The sequence below is a fragment of the Streptomyces sp. NPDC034111 genome, assembly GCF_055575375.1.
In genome coordinates, this window is record NZ_JBVIST010000017.1 from 26,316 (window position 1) to 43,294 (window position 16,979).

The 16,979-nt window shown below is 67.7% G+C and carries 13 protein-coding genes; 5 read left to right on the forward strand and 8 right to left on the reverse strand.

Annotated elements, in window-relative coordinates:
* Window positions 1–3 precede the first annotated feature (3 nt).
* Window positions 4–1,350: a hypothetical protein gene (locus tag ACZ55A_RS28820; protein WP_468845981.1), complete on the forward strand. Its 1,347-nt coding sequence runs from the start codon at window positions 4–6 to the stop codon at window positions 1,348–1,350.
* Between the two features lie 440 nt (window positions 1,351–1,790).
* Entirely contained in the window at window positions 1,791–3,116 is a 1,326-nt protein-coding gene (locus tag ACZ55A_RS28825) for an outer membrane protein assembly factor BamB family protein (RefSeq protein WP_468845983.1), read from the forward strand.
* A gap of 300 nt (window positions 3,117–3,416) precedes the next feature.
* Here ACZ55A_RS28825 and ACZ55A_RS28830 read toward each other — a convergent pair whose 3' ends face one another.
* From ACZ55A_RS28830 to ACZ55A_RS28865, 8 genes are all read right to left on the reverse strand, one after another.
* The gene (locus tag ACZ55A_RS28830; RefSeq protein WP_468845985.1) at window positions 3,417–4,766 is read right to left on the reverse strand and encodes a S8 family serine peptidase; all 1,350 of its coding nucleotides are present in this window, start codon (window positions 4,764–4,766) and stop codon (window positions 3,417–3,419) included.
* An 89-nt stretch (window positions 4,767–4,855) separates the two neighbouring features.
* Complete coding sequence (locus ACZ55A_RS28835) at window positions 4,856–6,346, reverse strand: WXG100 family type VII secretion target (RefSeq protein ID WP_468845986.1); 1,491 nt, start codon at window positions 6,344–6,346, stop codon at window positions 4,856–4,858.
* Between the two features lie 49 nt (window positions 6,347–6,395).
* Window positions 6,396–6,701, reverse strand: a complete 306-nt coding sequence (locus ACZ55A_RS28840) for a hypothetical protein (protein ID WP_468845989.1) — start codon at window positions 6,699–6,701, stop codon at window positions 6,396–6,398.
* Window positions 6,694–7,977, reverse strand: coding sequence for a type VII secretion-associated serine protease mycosin (gene mycP, locus ACZ55A_RS28845; protein WP_468845992.1), 1,284 nt, complete (start codon window positions 7,975–7,977; stop codon window positions 6,694–6,696). Before mycP ends, ACZ55A_RS28840 begins: the two co-directional genes overlap by 8 nt.
* Window positions 7,978–8,208: 231 nt before the next feature.
* On the reverse strand, window positions 8,209–8,502 hold the full coding sequence (locus tag ACZ55A_RS28850) for a WXG100 family type VII secretion target (protein WP_030414182.1): 294 nt from the start codon (window positions 8,500–8,502) through the stop codon (window positions 8,209–8,211).
* Window positions 8,503–8,620: 118 nt separating this feature from the next.
* Window positions 8,621–8,944: a WXG100 family type VII secretion target gene (locus ACZ55A_RS28855; protein WP_033269492.1), complete on the reverse strand. Its 324-nt coding sequence runs from the start codon at window positions 8,942–8,944 to the stop codon at window positions 8,621–8,623.
* A 329-nt stretch (window positions 8,945–9,273) separates the two neighbouring features.
* Complete coding sequence (locus ACZ55A_RS28860; protein ID WP_468845995.1) at window positions 9,274–10,923, reverse strand: type VII secretion protein EccB; 1,650 nt, start codon at window positions 10,921–10,923, stop codon at window positions 9,274–9,276.
* A gap of 162 nt (window positions 10,924–11,085) precedes the next feature.
* Window positions 11,086–11,277: a hypothetical protein gene (locus tag ACZ55A_RS28865; protein WP_468846288.1), complete on the reverse strand. Its 192-nt coding sequence runs from the start codon at window positions 11,275–11,277 to the stop codon at window positions 11,086–11,088.
* Here ACZ55A_RS28865 and eccE point away from each other — a divergent pair.
* From eccE to ACZ55A_RS28880, 3 genes are all read left to right on the forward strand, one after another.
* Window positions 11,271–12,497 (forward strand): type VII secretion protein EccE, encoded by a 1,227-nt coding sequence (gene eccE / locus ACZ55A_RS28870; RefSeq protein ID WP_468845998.1) that lies wholly within the window; start codon window positions 11,271–11,273, stop codon window positions 12,495–12,497. The two genes, ACZ55A_RS28865 and eccE, sit on opposite strands and share 7 nt — an antisense overlap.
* A complete protein-coding gene (locus ACZ55A_RS28875; RefSeq protein WP_468846000.1) occupies window positions 12,497–13,336 on the forward strand; it encodes a hypothetical protein in 840 nt (279 codons plus the stop codon). Before eccE ends, ACZ55A_RS28875 begins: the two co-directional genes overlap by 1 nt.
* Before the next feature lie 334 nt (window positions 13,337–13,670).
* Window positions 13,671–16,556, forward strand: a complete 2,886-nt coding sequence (locus tag ACZ55A_RS28880; protein ID WP_468846002.1) for an SCO5717 family growth-regulating ATPase — start codon at window positions 13,671–13,673, stop codon at window positions 16,554–16,556.
* Window positions 16,557–16,979 lie beyond the last annotated feature (423 nt).

Consider the following 16,979-nt stretch of genomic DNA (forward strand, 5'->3'; position numbering starts at 1 on the left):
GCCGTGATCGGCGTTGTCGTCATCGCCGTGCTGGCGCTCCTCGGGGTCGGCGGGGTGGCCATCTCGAAGAGCCTCGGCGGCGATGACCTGCCCTCCGCCGCCGGCGGAGACGGGAGCGGGGAGCAGCTGCTCAGTGAGGCCGACATCTCCCGCCTGCTGCAAGGGCGGACCCAGGCGTTGAAGAGCGGGGACGAGGATGCCTTCCTCTCCCCGTTCTCGGGCACCGCGAAGACAGCCCAGAAGAAGATCTACCAGAACCTGCGCAAGGTGCCGTTCGCACAGGCCGAGTACCGCGTCCTGAAGCAGACCGGCACAGGCGACAACGACTACGGCGACGGTGCGACGGTCGCGCTCGACGTGGCCTTCGTCCACAAGATCAAGGGCGTGGACCTCCAGCCGGTCGCCGAGTGGTACCGATGGGTCGTCAAGCGGGAGTCGAAGGACGAGCAGCCGGCCATCACGAAGGTGGGCGGATCACCGTCCGCCTACGGGGAGAAGGGGTACGTCTACTACCCCGCCCCCTGGGACGTCTATGACGACATGTACGTCCAGCGGCAGGCGCACACGATCGTCATCGCCGACAAGAAGAACGCGGCGCAGGCTCGTCGCTATGCCCCGCTGATCGAGAAGGGGGCCGCGGACGACCTCGCGTTCTGGGGGCGGCACGTGAATTCCAACGGGCAGACGCCTCAGGCGTTCCTCGTCAACGTGGAGTCCGACCGGAAGACGTACGCGACGCTGTACACGAGTTCGTTGAAGGATCCCGGCTGGGACGCGGGAACGAGCGTGGGAATGCCGGCGTTCTCCACGGCCTACGAGGACGTGAGCAACAAACCGCAGTTCGGCGGCTCCCGCATCAAGCTGGACGCCAGCTCGAACTACTTCACCAAGGACTGGCAGCGTGGGGTGAAGCAGATATCCCACCACGAGATGGCGCACGCGATCACTCAGACGCTGGACCGCGGCAACTACAGCGCCCTCGCGAAGGACGGCGGCCCGCGACCATGGGTGGTCGAAGGGTTCGCCGAGTACGTCTCCGCCCAGTTCGAACCACAGAAGATCTCGCAGAAGATGCGCGCGGGCTTTTCGGACGGCCAGTTCGACGGCAAGCTGCCGGACGCCGAGTTCGGCTCCACACCGGGCCACAGCGTCTCCATGGACTACGCCCTGAGCTATCTCGCCATCAAGTACATCGAGAAGCAGGGTGGCCGGGCAAAGATGATGCAGTTCGTCGTGGACCACTACGTGAGCCCGAAGAAACTGGACCAGCAGTTGCAGGCTGCCGTGGGCAAGAGCGGCACAGCGTTCGAGAGTGACTGGGCCAAGTACGTGAGGAGCCAGGTCCGATGACGGCCGACAGCACACCCGGCACGACGGGCCCCGCCGGTCAGCAGCCTCCCGCACAGCCCGCTGGGTCCGGGCCGGTGTCATGGCAGAAAGGTACGCCGCAGCAGGGCTACGGCCATCCGCCGCAGGCCCCGCCGTCGCCCCAGGGACACGGCTCGATCCCGCCGGGGCAGCCGCCGTACGGCGCTCCGCACCAGCCGCCTGCTCCGCCCATGACGGGTATGCCGCCGGCGTCCGGCACCGGCTACCCCCCGTCCCCGGTAGTCGGCGGTCCCCCACCCGGCCACCCGACAGCTCCCACACCTCAGCAGACGCCGCCCGCAGCTTTCTCGCCGCAGACCCCGTATCCGGCCCAGGCACCATACGGCGCTGCCGCCCCGGCTCCGGCTCCGGCTCCTGCTCCTGCTCCTGCTCCGGCCAAGAAGAGCAAGGCCGGTCTGATCGTGCTGCTGGTCGTGGCCCTGGTGGTGCTGGCCGGGGCCGGCGGAGGCGCCTGGCTCCTGTTCTCCGGGTCCTCGGACGACACGGTGTTGTGGTCCCAGCCCGGCTACAAGGGCAAGATGCCCCCGGGCGAGTCCGTCCAGCAGTTGGAGGGCACCTGGATCACCGACAAGGCCGTCATTCAAACCCTCCCCGACGGTGTGAAGGCGTACGACGTCGCCACGGGCAAACGCCTGTGGGCGACGCCGCTTCCAGGTGACAGCAACACCGCCTGTTCCGCGCCGCCCCAGTCGGACGGTGGCATCGGCCTCGTCGCGTACGGTGACACCAAGGCCTGCAACCACCTCGCTGCGTATGACCTCAACAACGGCAAGCAGCTGTGGACCAAGGAGTTCAAGCCGCGCAAGGCCAAGCCCAAGACGGGGGCCGACGACCGGTTCACTCCCGGTGAAGCCGGCCCGCCCGGAAAGGTGGCGTCCTTCGCCCGCTCCGGGGACGTCGTCGTCGTGACGGGGCTCGGGGAACCACAGGCACTGAACGTCTCCGACGGTTCCCCGGCGTGGACTCCGGAGAGCCCCGCAAGGTGCGACAACGCCGGAACGTTCACCGGCGGCAAGGCCCTGATCCGCGTACGCGCCTGCGACACCAAGCCGGTGGGCGGGGTGGCGTACGACGAGGTCTCCCTGATCGATCCCGCGACGGGCAAGGCCAAGTGGACCTACACCTTCCGTCCCGAGAAGGGTGAGTACGAGCCCGGGATGACCGTGGGCGGCGACGTCATCAGCACGGATCCCGTCGTGCTGTACCCGGACCGCGCAGACATGGGCCTCGTCGCCCTGGACAACGAGACGGGCAAGCTCCGCAGCCGCTTCGCACCCAAGACACCGGCCAAGTACGTCCAGACCCACGGCGCCGAGGGAACACCGTGGAGGGAAGCCGGCGCCTTCGGCAACACCTTCGTCGTGAGCGCGGGCGACGGCAACAACAAGCTGCTCGCCGCATACGACCTCGACAGCGGCAAACTGCTGTGGAAGACCAAGGCCGACAAATCCACCGACTACTATCCGCTTCCTGGGGCGGACGGCCGGAAGATACTCGTCTACGCACACATCTTCAGCAATGACAAGGGCCCCCAGCTCGTCGAGTACGACCCCAAGACCGGTACCCCGCACACCCTTGTCGAGTACCCGGTCAAGGTCGCCAAGGGCACGAACCTCTCGGCCAAGCCATACTGGCGCGACGGCCGCCTGTTCCTGACAGCCATCAGCGACCGGACCTTCAACCCGAAGGAGTCGTACGGCCTCGTCGCTCTGAAAACGTCTCAGTAGCTCCGCTCGGCACACCCCGAGCCGGGGCACGCAATACGCCTCCGCGCCCACCTCTGTGGCGGGCGCGGAGGCGTTCGTCCTACGGCCGACTCCTGCAACGTCAGACAAACACGAAGGAAGGTGCAGAAGGGCGAGTTGAGCGTTCGGGCCAGCCGGGGAACATCGCAGAACGTGCCAAGGCAGCAGCAGTGGGGCCACGTCGAGCCACACACCATTCCGTAGAAGGAATTCCCTCCAACACATTGGGGCCCGCAACCCGAAGGCCGCGGACCCCAATGCCGTGTCTCCCTACGGGAAGCGTTAACGGCCCGGCGGCTGAGTGGGCGGCGCCGACGGGTACGAACCGGGCGCGCCGGCCTGCTGCTGCGGGCCGGGCGGGTGCGGCACAAAGCCACCCGGTCCACCCGGACCGCCGTAGCCACCGGGACCGCCCGGGGGCGGTCCGTTACGACGGTTCTTCTTGGCCAGCATGACCACAACCAGGATGACCGCGAGCACGACGACAACACCGGCAACGATGCCGATGATGGCACCGGTACTCATGCCCTTGTCACTGTCGATCTTTGCTCCCGGCTCGGTTTCGCCGTCCTTGCCGGGCGCCTTGGACGAGTTGGGAGAAGAATCCCCGCCGAGCGCCAGCAACGGCCCGTTCTTCGAACCAGCGGGAATGTCCTTGGTCAGCGCGCTGTAGGGCTTGATGAAGCCGTAGCCGTAACGGGGGTCGGGAAGCTTCTTCCCCTTCATCTCATCCGGCAGACCGGCGGACTTCACCAGACGATTCGCGATCTGGCCCGCGGTCAGGTCCGGGAACTTGGCGCGGAGAAGGGCGGCGGCGGCGGATACGTAGGCTGCGGAGTCAGACGTACCGTTGGCCAGCCGATACGGGTCCTCGACGCCAGCCGAGCGGACGTGAACTCCTGGGGCCAGGAGTTTGATGTGAGGCCCAGTGTTGGAGTACTTCCAGACCTTAAGGTCGATGTCCACGGCTCCCACGGCTAGGACACCGGGCACCGCTGAGGGATTGCGAGGGGTGGTGGAGTGAGAGTTTCCGGATGCCGCGACTACCAGCACGTCGTGCTTCCGGGCGTAGTCAACAGCTGCCTTTTCAGCAGGTGTCGGCTCCCCATAAACCTCGAACGACATGTTGACAACCTTCGCACCGTGATCTACGGCGTACCTCAGTGCTTCGACGTAAGAATCTTCCCGGTTGTCCTCGAAATCGGCAGGCTTGTCAGGGTCTGCGAGCTTAATGCCAACAGGGAGGATCTTGGCGTCAGGAGCCAGCCCCTTTACGCCTGCGGACCCTCCAGGCCCATGCCCGTGCCCAGCGATGAGCGAGGCCATGGCCGTGCCATGCTCCTTTTTCCCATCCGGCCGATCTGCCGTCACTCCTCCCCCCGCGTAGAAGCTCTTTCCGGGAAGCACGTTTCCCTTGAGGTCAGGATGATTGCCGTCCACCGGGTCATCGATGACCGCAACCGTGACGCCCTTGCCTGTTGACACCTTCCAGATATCTTCAACACCGAAGGCCGTCAACGGCCACTGGTCTTTCCTGATCTGATCTGCCGAAGCAACCGGCGCGGTGCCGAAGAGCAGTGCCCCCGCCACCACCGCGCCGCCCACCGCACGCAGCGTCCGCGTGAAGCTCATGCCGTAAAACACCTTCCCTACGGAGTTGGGCCCGCAGCCCGAGGGCTGCGGGCCCCAAGCACGTTGTCGATTGCTTGTCCCGGCCGTTCCTACTCGATGACCCGAGGCGCCACATTACGCTGCGGCGTCCAGGTCTCCTCGTCCTCTACAAGGTAATCGGGACGGCTCGTGTCGTTCCCCTTACCTTCGCCCTTGGCGCCGGGCGCACCGTGCGCACCGCCCATCATGCCTGCCGGGCGACGTCCGCTACCGGAGTTGGCGCCTGCTGCTGTACCCCCTCGGCTACGGTGCAGACCAGATCCGCCCTGGCCTCCGCCACTCGCTTTCCCGCCAGGAGAGGCGATGGCTCCGCCCTTCTGACGCGCCTGCGCACCGCCGGTGCCAACGCCTGGTCGGCCACCGCCCGCACCCTTCCCTGCTGCACCACCATGCATGCCACCCATACCGGGCATGCCTGCACGGCCGGATCGAGCACCCGCTCCGCCGGTACCGGCAGCACCGCCCTTCACTCCGGCAGCACCGCCCTTCATCCCGGCGGCGCCGCTCTTCGCCCCACCAGCACCGGCCATACCGCCCATTCCGCCCGGCACGTTGATGCCACCGCCGCCAGCGCCACCACCGGGGAGCTTGACCCCGGCGCCAGCACCACCGCCGAGACCGTCAAGGCCGCTGCCAGCACCACCGGGGACCTTGACCCCGCTCCCGGAACCGCCGCCGAGACCGTCAAGGCCAGTCCCCACCTGGGGCCCCTTGGGCTTCATCGCACCCACACCGCCGCTGATACCCGGCTGCTTGATGTCGGGAGACGTGGGCATCTTCGGAGTGGTGCTGGCCTTCATGCCCCGCGTCGGAAGCTTGACGCCACCAGCGCCACCCTTCGGTCCGCCGGTCGGCATCATGGGGGTGTTGATGGCGCCTACCCCATCGCCGTTCGTCGGGTCCTTGTGCTCGGGGATCTTGTCGTCGCGACCGGCCTGCGGCGGCTTCAGCGACGTCGACCGCACCATGAAGGCCGTGCCCAAGTTCTCCATGGCAATAGCGGCCTCAAGCCGCTTCTTCTGGTGACCGGAAAGGTTGTCCTTGTTCGCCTCCAGGACTCCCTGCGTGCTCACGCCCTTCGCGAGTACAGCGTTGAGATCGTCGTCGTCGATCTGGTCCGACCACGGCATCTCGCCCCAGACGTCATCGCTCCAGTTCCAGCCGTCCTCGACCGGCACGACCTTGTCGATGGCCTTCTGGAGGTCGTCGGCCGTCTGGCCCATGACCTTCGCCGTGTGACTTGCGTAAGGCGCGCCGTTCTTGAAGTTGTCGATGATCTGATCGGCCCTGCTGCGAAAGCGATCAGCCGATTCGCCGTGCCAGTTCTCCAACACCTTGTCGACGGCCTTGGAGAACTTCTCCTTCAGATCCACCAGGTCGTCGTGAAGGGTGTTCCAGTGCCGAGCGACAGTCCGAACCGTCTCGACATCGGCACCGTCCAGCATGCCCTTCAGAGTGTCGAAGTCATGCTTGTTGAAATGGGTCTGGAACCGAGTGTCCACATACCCATCTGTGCGCGCGCTGTCCTTTTCCCGACTCACCTGTCGGCCCCCTTCTCCTTCAGCTGACGATCAGTCGCACCGCTGCCGATCAATGCATCTTGTTCTTGTGCTCGGCGTCGTCGTAGGCTTCTTTCGTCTTCTTCGTCTTGTTGCCGAAATCATCGACCAGCTTCTCAATCATGCCGACGATGTCGTTCTCGATGAACTGCTTCATCTCTTCGTGAGACTGATGCATCTTGTCCCGCTCGGTGAAGTTCTTCCCCAAAGCGCTAGACGGCAGGTAAGTGCGGTTCTTGGCGTTGCCCTTCGCCCCACCCATGTCCTTCAGGAGGCCATTGAGCTCCTTGACGACCTGGTCCAGAGCGTCAAGATCGACGCGATATTCCTTAGCCATGACTGGCCTCCCCGTTAGATACGAGAACCTGCTTACGACGCCAGTCGCGGATCGCGATGGCGCTGCCAACTACCGTGCCGACGGCGAGCAGTCCGCCGCCGACGATGTAGATCGAAATGCGAGCTCGTCGGTCCTCGGCGCTTTCGCCGATGGTGACGGCTGCCGGGTGGATATTGGAGCCGTCAGCCACTTCGGAGGGCTTGTCCGGCTTGGGTGGGGCGGTGGGCTCGGTGTTGTCGTTGAGAGCCGCCACCGGGTCGACCACGCCCCAGCCGATGAAGTCGTTTCGGTCCCGGTGCACGCGCTCGGCGGTCTGCTCCAGGTGCCAGATGAGCTGCTGCGGACTCCAGTCCTTGTGCTTCGCCTTCAGGAGGGCCGCGGCTCCCGTGACATAGGGGGCGGCGAAGCTGGTGCCCTGGTCGACGCAGTTGCCGCCGTCGGGGACCGTGGAGACCATGTCGACGCCCGGTGCGGCGATCTGGACGAATTCCCCGGACTGGGAGAAGGGCGCGCGCTCGTTGTTGCGGTCCGAGGCGGCCACCGCCAGGACGTTGGAGTAGTTGTCCGAGTAGGCGGCGGGGTACATGCTCTTCTCGCCGCCGTCGGCACCGCCGTTGCCGGCCGAGGCGACGATGAGGACGTTGTTCTTCTCGGCGTAGCTGACCGCTTGTTCGAGGGTGGGCAGCAGGCGCCGGTCGGCGCCGGTTCCCTGGGAGATGTTGATGATGCTGACGCGCTCGTCGACGGCCTTCCTAATGGCCTTGGCGAGACTGTCGGCAGTGCCGGCCTTTTCTTCCGAAGTCTGCTGGTACGGAATGACCTTTGCGTCCGGTGCGATCCCGTGGAACCCGGAACCCGGAATTTCCTGGGCCGCGATAATGCCTGCCACCTTGGTGCCGTGGCCGACCTTGTCGTCGGTCTTCTTGCCGTTGACGAGAGATATACCGCCGCTGCCGATCGCGCCTTGGAGCTGCTTGTTGCCCGCATCGATACCCGTGTCGATGACGCCGACGCGGATGCCCTTGCCCTTACCGGAAGCCCACAGCTGATTGGTCAGAAGCCGCTGCAGCGACCAGGGGGTCTCTTTGATGTTGTCGGTGCCGAACTTGCATTCACCGCTGTTGAGCGGCACATTCTCGTCCGCGACCGCCGGCGCGGCGGCGACGCTCGACAGGCCGACAATGCACGCCGCCGTAACCACTGCGCCCGTCGCTCGGCGACGGTGCCCGGTTCGATGACCAATGGCGCGAGATCCCACGGGTTGTCTGCTCTCCATGTGTGGCGGAATAGGCGGGGCGAGGGGTGAGGAGTGAGAAGGGGACTTGCGAAGTGCGAAGCGCGGAAGTGAAGAGAAGGCGGAAGGGGAGTGGACGGGGTGGAAGGTGTGGCAGGGCGGTGGTGGTGGACGGCAGAAGGGCGAGCGCACTGATGCAGCGCGCTCGCCCTCATTGACCACTGTGCGAGCCGTGGGGCTGCTCAGCCGATCGCCATCCATGCTGACGCAGGGTCAGCCGCCCCAGATACCAGCGTTCTTGTGCTCGGTGGACTGGTAGTTCTGGGCCGCGGTGTCCAGAGCCTTGGCGATGGCCTCCAGCGTGGAGTGCAGGGAGGCGGCGCGCTGGTCCCACTCGCGCTGGCGGGCCTGGTAGCCCTCCTGCGCCGCACCTTCCCAGCTGGCGGCAATCTTCTTGACGCCCGCCTCGAGGTCGTCGAGCTGCTGGCGGATGTTGTTGGCCGTACCGCGCACGTCGGAGCTGGCCTGCTGGATCGTCGCGAAATTAACGAGGATCTGGCCTGACATGGTGTCTCCTCAGGAGTTGATGAAGCTGGTCGAATCGCATGCCACAGCGGGCCGGCGGAACTGGCCGGCCCGGGCTGCGGCCCATGGGCCGTGCGCCGCGGTCAGCGACGCGGCCGCATCATCCGAACGGGGAAGCCGAGGCGGAGATGTGCGAGATCGACTGCGCCTGCTCCTCTTCGGAGGCGGAGTAGTTCTTCGTGGTCTCGTCGATCGCTTCCTTGATCTCACCCAGAAGCTGGTTGAGACGGTTGGCGTCCTCGTTCACCTGCGACTGCAGCTGGTTGTACGAGGAGGCCGCAGCACCCTTCCACCCGGACGTGATGGTGTCGACGACCGTGTTCAGGCGGGAGATTTCACCCTGGATCGACTGGTTGACCGAGGAGATCTTGCCGCTGAACGCGACCATCTCCTCCTCGGTGGTTGTGTACTGCTGACCAGCCATAGTCAACGTCCCCCATGAGACTTGTACGTTGTCCCGCGCCGCGCCGGCTAGCCGGCTCGCGTGGTCGGCATCTCCTGCTGACGCCTTGGACTACTTTAACCACTCCGCACTGCCAGCCCCAACACGGGGGCGGGGACTTGTGACGGGATCACAACATTGTCAACTACCCGCCCCGGAACCGCCGTTCGGTGAATTCGGGCAGATGTGTCGCTATCGGTCAGAGCAGGAAAGGCGAGCGGGAAAGAGAAGATCACAGTGAGATGGCGGCCGCCTTACGGCAAGAGGCCGCGCCGAAACCCCTGAACGGATTTCGGCGCGGCCTCGGCCAATCACGACGCCTGCGGCTTTTTGGCGCTGTTGACGTCCAGCGACGGACCCGCGGAGAGCAGCTCGGACCAGGTCTTCAGGATCAGCGGCGGGTGCGCTCCCTTGTACCCGAGGTGGAGCTGCGACTTGCCCTGCTCCTGGTCCGCCTTGCCGGCCTTGTTGCCGCCGTCGTTGTTCTCCGGGATGGCATAGCGAAGGCCGGTGTCGGTGACCAGGAAGAGGCTTCCGGACGTGGCGGTGGGGGTGGACACCTGCCGGTACAGCAGGCCGCTGCCCGGGGTGACGTACGAGGCGGCGCCGGGGGCGATCTTCGCCGGGTAGTCCTTGCCGACCCAGGTCTGCATGTTCGGCACACCATTCGGGTAGCCGAGCTGCTTGTTGGCGTCACCGGGCAGCTTGGTGCTGGTCCCCTTGTAGACGCTGCACGACACACCGTTGCCCGTGGGGCTGGTCAGACCACCCGTCTGCGAGCCCTCCTTGAAGTTGTTCGCGGCGGACACGACCTCGCTGGGCCATGGCATGTCCACGTCGGTTCCCGGGATCTTGCCCAAGAAGGTCATCGCATGGCCCGCGTCGTCCTTCTTCGGGTCGATGCTGGTGGTGGAGACGCTCTCCGGCTTGAGCGCCGTGCCGTCCTTGTTCACCGCCTGCGCGTTGTGGCCTTCGAGCAGCAGCTTTCCGACGAAGTTCGAGACCTTCATGACGCCGTCCGCGACCACGACGTACTTCTGCTGGCTGTCGTTGGCCTGCAGCACCGTACCGATCGTCCGGAACTTCTCCGGGACGCTCAGGGCGGAGGTCCGCTGGCCCGCGTTCGGGACGCGGGGCATGGCGATCGGGACCGGGCTCTTGATGAGGGTGTCCATGAACTCCGCGGTGACCACCTGCGGTTCGGCGTTGTCGCCGAAGATGATGCGCTGCAGGTCACTGTTGGTCTTCTCCGCGCCCTGCAGCGGCCGCTGGGTCCCGTTCACGGTGGAGTCGAACTTGAAGGCGATGCCGTACTGGTCGACCAGCCAGCGCTGGCCCTTGGGGTCCTCGATGTACAGCGCCTGATGCAGGTCGAGCTTGCCCTTGTCCTCGACGAGCTGCTTGTCCTTGCCGCCCAGGACGAACACGGCCTGCTGGGGCTTGCTGTTCTGACCGCTGCCGGGCCGGTCGCAGACCGCCCAGACCTTCGGCGCATCCGCGTCCTTGGCGGTGGGAAGCCGGTCGGGCGCATACGGGATGCCGACGGCCGGGCCGTGCGCAAGCTTGCCGTCCAGCTCGGCTTCCTTGACCTTGACGACATTGAACTTGTCGGGGTTGAGAAGGAGTTTTGCCGATGCCAGGTTCAGGATCGGGTGCAGCAGCTTCTGCTTGTTGCCGTTCTTGTCGGTGTTGGTGAGAACCACATATCGCGTGGTGGATTCGTCCCCGACGATGACATTCTTTCCGACTTCGTCCCACCCCTGCGGAGCAACCGGCTTGAGGATGCCGCAAGCGCCAAATCCCACCAGAATCAGGACGCCGACCACGATGCTGGGCACCACCGCTTTCAACGGCTTGGGGGCGCTCTCGATCGATCCGTTCGGCAGCGGCTTCAGAAATGCCGCATTCGTGCGCTTTCGAGCGAACGAATACGCATTCAGCTCGTCCCGACGTGATGCCATTGTTGCTTTCTCTCCCCGCCTGTTGGATCCACATCGAACCGCCCCCGGCACTCACGCCGTAGCGCCCTCTACTATGCCGTGTGTCGATCGACCCGTACGGTACGGGTGCCACCTTCCAACGCACCAGTCTCAGCGGCGGCCCATACGCCCAGAGGCCCATCATCACCAGTAGAGGAGCAGGCCGGGGGATGTCCAGCGCCACCAGGGCTCGACGCCGCAATGGGCGGCAACAGCAGCAACAGCCTTCTGCTGCACCGCAATACGCGGGAAATGCTGACCAAAACGGTACAGCTCCGGGCAATAGAGGAAATGGCCGCCGGAGTTCTTCGGCCCGCCCGGCCGGTCCGGTGGCACCGCGGTTGCGCCAGCAGGCCGGAACGATCGGCGGGGTGCGCGTACAGCAGCTGGCCATCATCGAACTCGCCGCCGCACTGGTGCTGGTGGGCTGGACGATCCACCCCGCCGCGCTCACCGCGGCGGCCGTCGTGGCGGTCCTGCTGGTCATCTTCGCGCTCGGCCGGCGGCGCAAGATTCCGCTGCCGGAGTGGATCACCACCGTGCGCGCGATGAAGCGCCGCGGCAAGAACAGCGCCTCCGCCCTCGCCGCCACGCAGGGCGTCGACCCGGCCCTCGCGCCTGTCGTGGAGTGCGAACCGGCCCTGCGCACCTTCGAGTACACGACCGAAGCGGATCAGCGGGCCATCGGGTTCGTCGGCGACGGGACGTTCCTGACGGCCATCGTCCAGGTGGACGCCCGTGACGAACCGCTGCGGCCGCAGCGCGGCAGCCACATGCTGCCGCTCGACGTGCTGCACACCGCCCTCGACATCGAGGACATCCACCTCGAGTCGGTGCAGTTCGTGCAGTACACCCAGCCCGCACCGGCGCCGCACCTTCCCGAACAGGCCGTCGCGGCCCGCTCGTACGCCCCGTTGCAGGCGCAGGCCCAGACCCCGGCCGTCCAGCTGACCTGGATCGCGCTCAAGCTCGACCCGGAGCTGTGCTCGGAGGCCATCGAGGCCCGGGGCGGCGGGATGGACGGCGCCAAGCGTTCCCTGCTGCGCGCCGCCGACCAGCTCGTCAGCCGGCTGACCGCGCACGGTGTGCGGGCGCGGGTGCTCAACGAGCGCGAGGTCGTGGCCGCGATCGGTACCGCGGTGTGCGTCAGCCCGCGGGCCGCCAACGGCGCGATGGGGCGCGACGGGCGGGCTGCCCGGCGCACCCAGGAGACGACCCGGGCGATGCGCTGTGACGACCGCTGGCACTCCACGTACTGGATCGGCCGGTGGCCCCAACTGGGCCCCGGTGGTGCCCCGTTGGCGGCCGTCACCCAGCTGCTGACCAGCACCAGGGCGATGGCCAGTACCTTCGCGCTGACCGCCACGCACGGCGGCGGGCGCGCCCCGGCCATCTCGGGTTACGTCCGTCTTTCCACCCGCAGTGAGAACGAACTCTCCGCCGCGCAGAGCGAGTTGGAGCGCCGTTCCGGTTCCGTGAAGGTCGGGCTGGTACGCCTCGACCGCGAACAGCTGCCCGGCCTGCTGGCCACGCTTCCCCTCGGAGGTACCCGCTGATGGCCTCTCCCACCTATCAGCCCCGCGTCAACACCAGCAGTGACGGCTGGCGCAATCCCCCGTTGGCGGGCGGCGGTCGCAGGCTCTCGCACCAACCGCGTCCGGAGGAGGGGCAGTCGGGCCCGACCGGCCCGAAGCCCCGGCCCGGTTTCGGCCTGCGCGGGCCGCGGCGCCGCCCGCACGTCCTGACGGCCGAGTCGCTCGGTGCGCTGACCCTGCCGGTCGGCGACGACGGCGTGATCATCGGCATCGACCCGCAGAACCAGCCCGCGGTGCTCAGCATGCTGCGCCCCGCTCCGCTGGAGATCGCGCTGGTCGGCAGCATGTGGATGGCACAGGTGCTGGCGCTGCGTACGGTCGCCACCGGTGCCCGGGTCGCCGTCGAGACGGCGCGTCCGCCGGCCTGGGCCCAGATGGCGCAGAACGCGGGCGGTGGACAGCAGTGTGTGTCGGTCCACGAGGTACGTCAGATCGCGCCGCAGGGACCGTCGGTTTCCAGCCCCGTGCTGGTCATCCGGGACATGGGCGCACGGCCGCCGCGCAATCAGCTCGCCCCGAGCCCCTGGCAGTCGGTGCTGACCGTGCTGCCGTTCCTCGGGCCGCGCTCGCCGCAGATGCTCAGCCGGGCCGATCTGGTCGGTCTCCAGCGGCTTTCGCCCGAGGAGGCGGAGGTTGTGACGCGAATCATGCGGCTGCCGGAGCAGGTCGGCGCGGTGCTGCCGACGCTCAGCGACAACGCCATGCTGTGGTGCCGGCGGGACGGCGGCCACCAGTTCGTCATGACCCAGCCCACGGAGGCGGAGACCAATCTGCTCGGCGGGCCGCGCCGTATGGACTGAGCGGCAGCGCGGGCCGGTTGCCCGCGGGGTGGCAGGCCCCACCTCGTACGCAACCGGCCTCTGGCACACTTCACGGGCGCATCCTCGGGTGCGCCCGTAGGCGTGCCGAAGGGGCTTGAAGACGACATGGCATCGACTGCCGTTATGTGCCGACTCTTGACTAGGCTGTAGGGGACAGCCGCAGGAGCACCGCACGACGGCAGTCGACACGGGGATGGAGACAGTTAGTGTTGGCGCAACCCCGGGTGGTGTGTTCCGACTTCCGCTACACCCGAACGATCCGCCTGTATCCGGTCCTGCCGTTCAGGTGCGTTGCAGTACACCAGGAGGCACAGTGAACGAGCAGGAGGCTTTCCGTCCGGACGGAAACGATCCTGACGACGACCAGTCCGAGTTCGACCTGACCGGTGAGTTCAAGATCGACTTTGCCGCACCGGCCTGGTACGCGAGCAACGACACCAGCGGTGGCGGCGCAAGTGCCGCGGCCGCGCCCACGGCTCCTCCTGCGCCTTCGCCCACCACTCCGCCGGCCGTGGCGCAGCCCCCGGGTCCGTCCACGGGCCAGTCGTCGGTGCCCCCTCAGGGCGCCCCGGTGCCCGGAGTTCCGCAGCAGGGCGCTCCGGCCGTGCCGCCGCCCGCGGACGCCGCTCCGCCCGGGTTCCCGACGCTGCGCCCGCAGGACACGGGTGGCGCCGCACCGGCCGCCGCTCCCCCGGTTGCGCCGGAGGCCTCTGCCGACACCGCCGCACCGTCCGCGAACGACACTGCCGGTTCCGGCAATCAGCGCTCCGGTACGGGTGTCGACCCGTCGGCCTCCCTCTGGGACGACGACGAGGACGACGCGGAGCCGGAGGCGGACGCGGCAACGGACGCGGATGCGGATGCGGATGCGGATGCGTCGAAGGTCGCCGGACCGGAGGCCGTAGCGCCCAACTCCGCTGCCGAGGGCGCGGCTCCGGCGGCCGAGGCCGCTGCGCCCGTCCAGCCGGCACCCGAGGTCGCTCCGCAGGCTCCTGAGGTCGCTCAGCAGGCCCCTGAGACCGCTCCGCAGACTGCACCGCCCGTACACGCACCGCAGGCTGCCCAGGCCGTCCAGGGTCAGCAGCCGCAGCAGCAGGGCGTTCCGCAGCAGCAGGCCGCGCCGCAGGGCATGCCACAGCACGCTCCCCAGCAGGGGGCGCCGCAGCAGGGCGCTCCTTGGGGTGCCGCGGCATCGGGTCAGCAGCAGGGTGTGCCGGGGCAGGCCGGTCTGCCGCCGCTGCCGGCCGAGTTCCAGCCCGCGGACCCGCGGATGGCACAGGCCCAACAGCAGGCCGGTCAGCACCCGCAGGCCGGTCAGCACCCACAGTCCGGGCAGCACGCGCAGGCGGGTCAGTACCCGCAAGCCGGTCAGCAGCAGGCCGGTTACGCGCAGGCCGGTCATCCTCAGGCGGGTCAGCAGCCGCAGCAGGGCCAGCAGATGCCGGCCCAACAGCACGCACACGCACAGGCACAGGCACAGGCACAGGCACAGCAGGGTGTCCCGCAGCAGCAGGCCGCCTATCCGCAGGCCCAGGCCCAACAGCAGGCCGGCTATCCGCAGCAGCAGGGTGCGCCCGCGCAGCAGCAGCCTGCCTACGGCTATCCGCAGCCTGCGTACGGCTACCCCCAGCAGGCCCAGCAGCAGCCGCAACAGGCTGCACAGCACCCCAACGCGGCCGCGCAGCAGTCTGCTTACGGCTACCCGCAGACGGCTGCCCAGGGCTACCCGCAGCAGGGCCAGCAGGCACAGCCCGGCTACGACCAGCAGGCGGCCCAGCAGGCAGCAGCAGCACAGGCCGCCCAGCAAGCACAACAGGCCCAGCAGGCCGAGCAAGCACAACAGGCCCAGCAAGCTCAGCAGGCACAGCAGTACCAGCCGCTCCCCGGACAGCAGGCCGGCGACCCCAACGCGGCGGCGAACTACGCGTCGTACTCGCAGCCGGGCCAGCAGCAGCCGCAGCGGGCCGCTCCGGGCGCCCCGCTCGGCTACAGCGCCGCCGTCGAGCTGACCTCCGACCGGCTGCTGCGCAACCAGCCCAAGAAGCGCAAGCCGGGCGCCAACGCCCAGCCGTCCAAGTTCAAGCTGGGCGCGAAGAAGGAGCAGGAGGAGCGGCAGCGCAAGCTGGAGCTGATCCGTACGCCGGTGATGTCCTGCTACCGGATCGCGGTGATCAGCCTCAAGGGCGGTGTCGGCAAGACCACGACCACGACCGCACTGGGCGCCACCCTGGCCTCCGAGCGGCAGGACAAGATCCTGGCGATCGACGCCAACCCGGACGCCGGCACGCTCGGCCGACGGGTGCGCCGTGAGACCGGTGCGACCATCCGTGACCTGGTGCAGGCGATCCCGCAGCTGCACAGCTACATGGACATTCGCCGGTTCACCTCGCAGGCCCCCTCGGGTCTGGAGATCCTCGCCAACGACGTCGACCCGGCCGTCTCGACGACCTTCAACGACGACGACTACCGGCGGGCGATCGACGTCCTGGGCAGGCAGTACCCGATCATCCTCACCGACTCGGGTACCGGTCTGCTCTACAGCGCGATGCGTGGGGTCCTCGACCTCGCCGATCAGTTGATCATCATCTCCACCCCGTCCGTGGACGGTGCGAGCAGCGCCAGCACCACCCTGGACTGGCTCTCCGCACACGGCTACGCAGACCTGGTGCAGCGGGGCATCACGGTCATCTCCGGTGTCCGTGAGACCGGCAAGATGATCAAGATCGAGGACATCGTGTCGCACTTCGAGACCCGCTGCCGCGGTGTGGTGGTCGTCCCGTTCGACGAGCACCTCGCCGCCGGTGCCGAGGTGGACCTCGACATGATGCGGCCCAAGACCCGCGAGGCGTACTTCAACCTCTCGGCCCTGGTTGCCGAGGACTTCGCGCGGGCGCAGCAGGCGCAGGGGATGTATCCGCAGCAGCAGATGGGCGGCGACCCGTACGCCCAGCAGCAGTACGCCCAGCAGGCTCAGGGTCAGCCCCAGCAGCAGGCGCAGGGGCAGCCGCAGCACGGGCAGCAGCAGGGCCAGCCCCAGCAGGGACAGCCGCCGGCCGGTTACCCGCCGCAGCAGGGCGGCTGGACCCAGCAGCCCGCCCAGCCGCCGGCCCACTGGCAGCAGCAACAGCCCGCCCCGGACGCCCCGCAGCAGGAGCAGCCGGGTCTGGCACCGGGCTGGCAGCAGCAGCCTCCGCAGTGAGGCGCGCCTAGGGCGGTACCGGGCGCGGTACTGCGCGTGAATACGGGGCGGGGCCCGGCACAGATGATGTGCCGGGCCCCGCCCCGTATCGCGTCGCAGCACGTCCTGCGACGTAGCACGTCCTACCTCGGATGAGTGAACTGTTCTCGGCCGAACTCCATCTGGAACCAGCCGAGTTGGCGGTGGACGGCCGCACCACCACACTTTCGCGGGAAGCCTGCTGCCGCTGGGCTCTGCGAGTGGGCTCTGCGAGGCGCTACGGGGCGCCGGGTGGCACTGCTGGGTCGCGGGCTGCCGGGGTGCCGCGGGGCACTGCTGGGTGCCCACGGGGGCACTACGGGGCGCCGCTGAAAGCGCGTACCGCACCACTACACCCGCCCACCCCCCGAAGGGGGGGTGGGCGGCGGGGAAAAAACTGGTCAG

Excerpts from the sequence above, each read along its gene's own strand:
- ACZ55A_RS28830 (WP_468845985.1), bottom strand. The coding sequence starts at position 4,766 with ATGAGCTTCACGCGGACGCTGCGTGCGGTGGGCGGCGCGGTGGTGGCG.
- ACZ55A_RS28840 (WP_468845989.1), bottom strand. The coding sequence starts at position 6,701 with ATGGCTAAGGAATATCGCGTCGATCTTGACGCTCTGGACCAGGTCGTC.
- mycP (WP_468845992.1), bottom strand. The coding sequence starts at position 7,977 with ATGGAGAGCAGACAACCCGTGGGATCTCGCGCCATTGGTCATCGAACC.
- ACZ55A_RS28850 (WP_030414182.1), bottom strand. The coding sequence starts at position 8,502 with ATGTCAGGCCAGATCCTCGTTAATTTCGCGACGATCCAGCAGGCCAGC.
- ACZ55A_RS28855 (WP_033269492.1), bottom strand. The coding sequence starts at position 8,944 with ATGGCTGGTCAGCAGTACACAACCACCGAGGAGGAGATGGTCGCGTTC.
- ACZ55A_RS28860 (WP_468845995.1), bottom strand. The coding sequence starts at position 10,923 with ATGGCATCACGTCGGGACGAGCTGAATGCGTATTCGTTCGCTCGAAAG.
- ACZ55A_RS28875 (WP_468846000.1), top strand. The coding sequence starts at position 12,497 with ATGGCCTCTCCCACCTATCAGCCCCGCGTCAACACCAGCAGTGACGGC.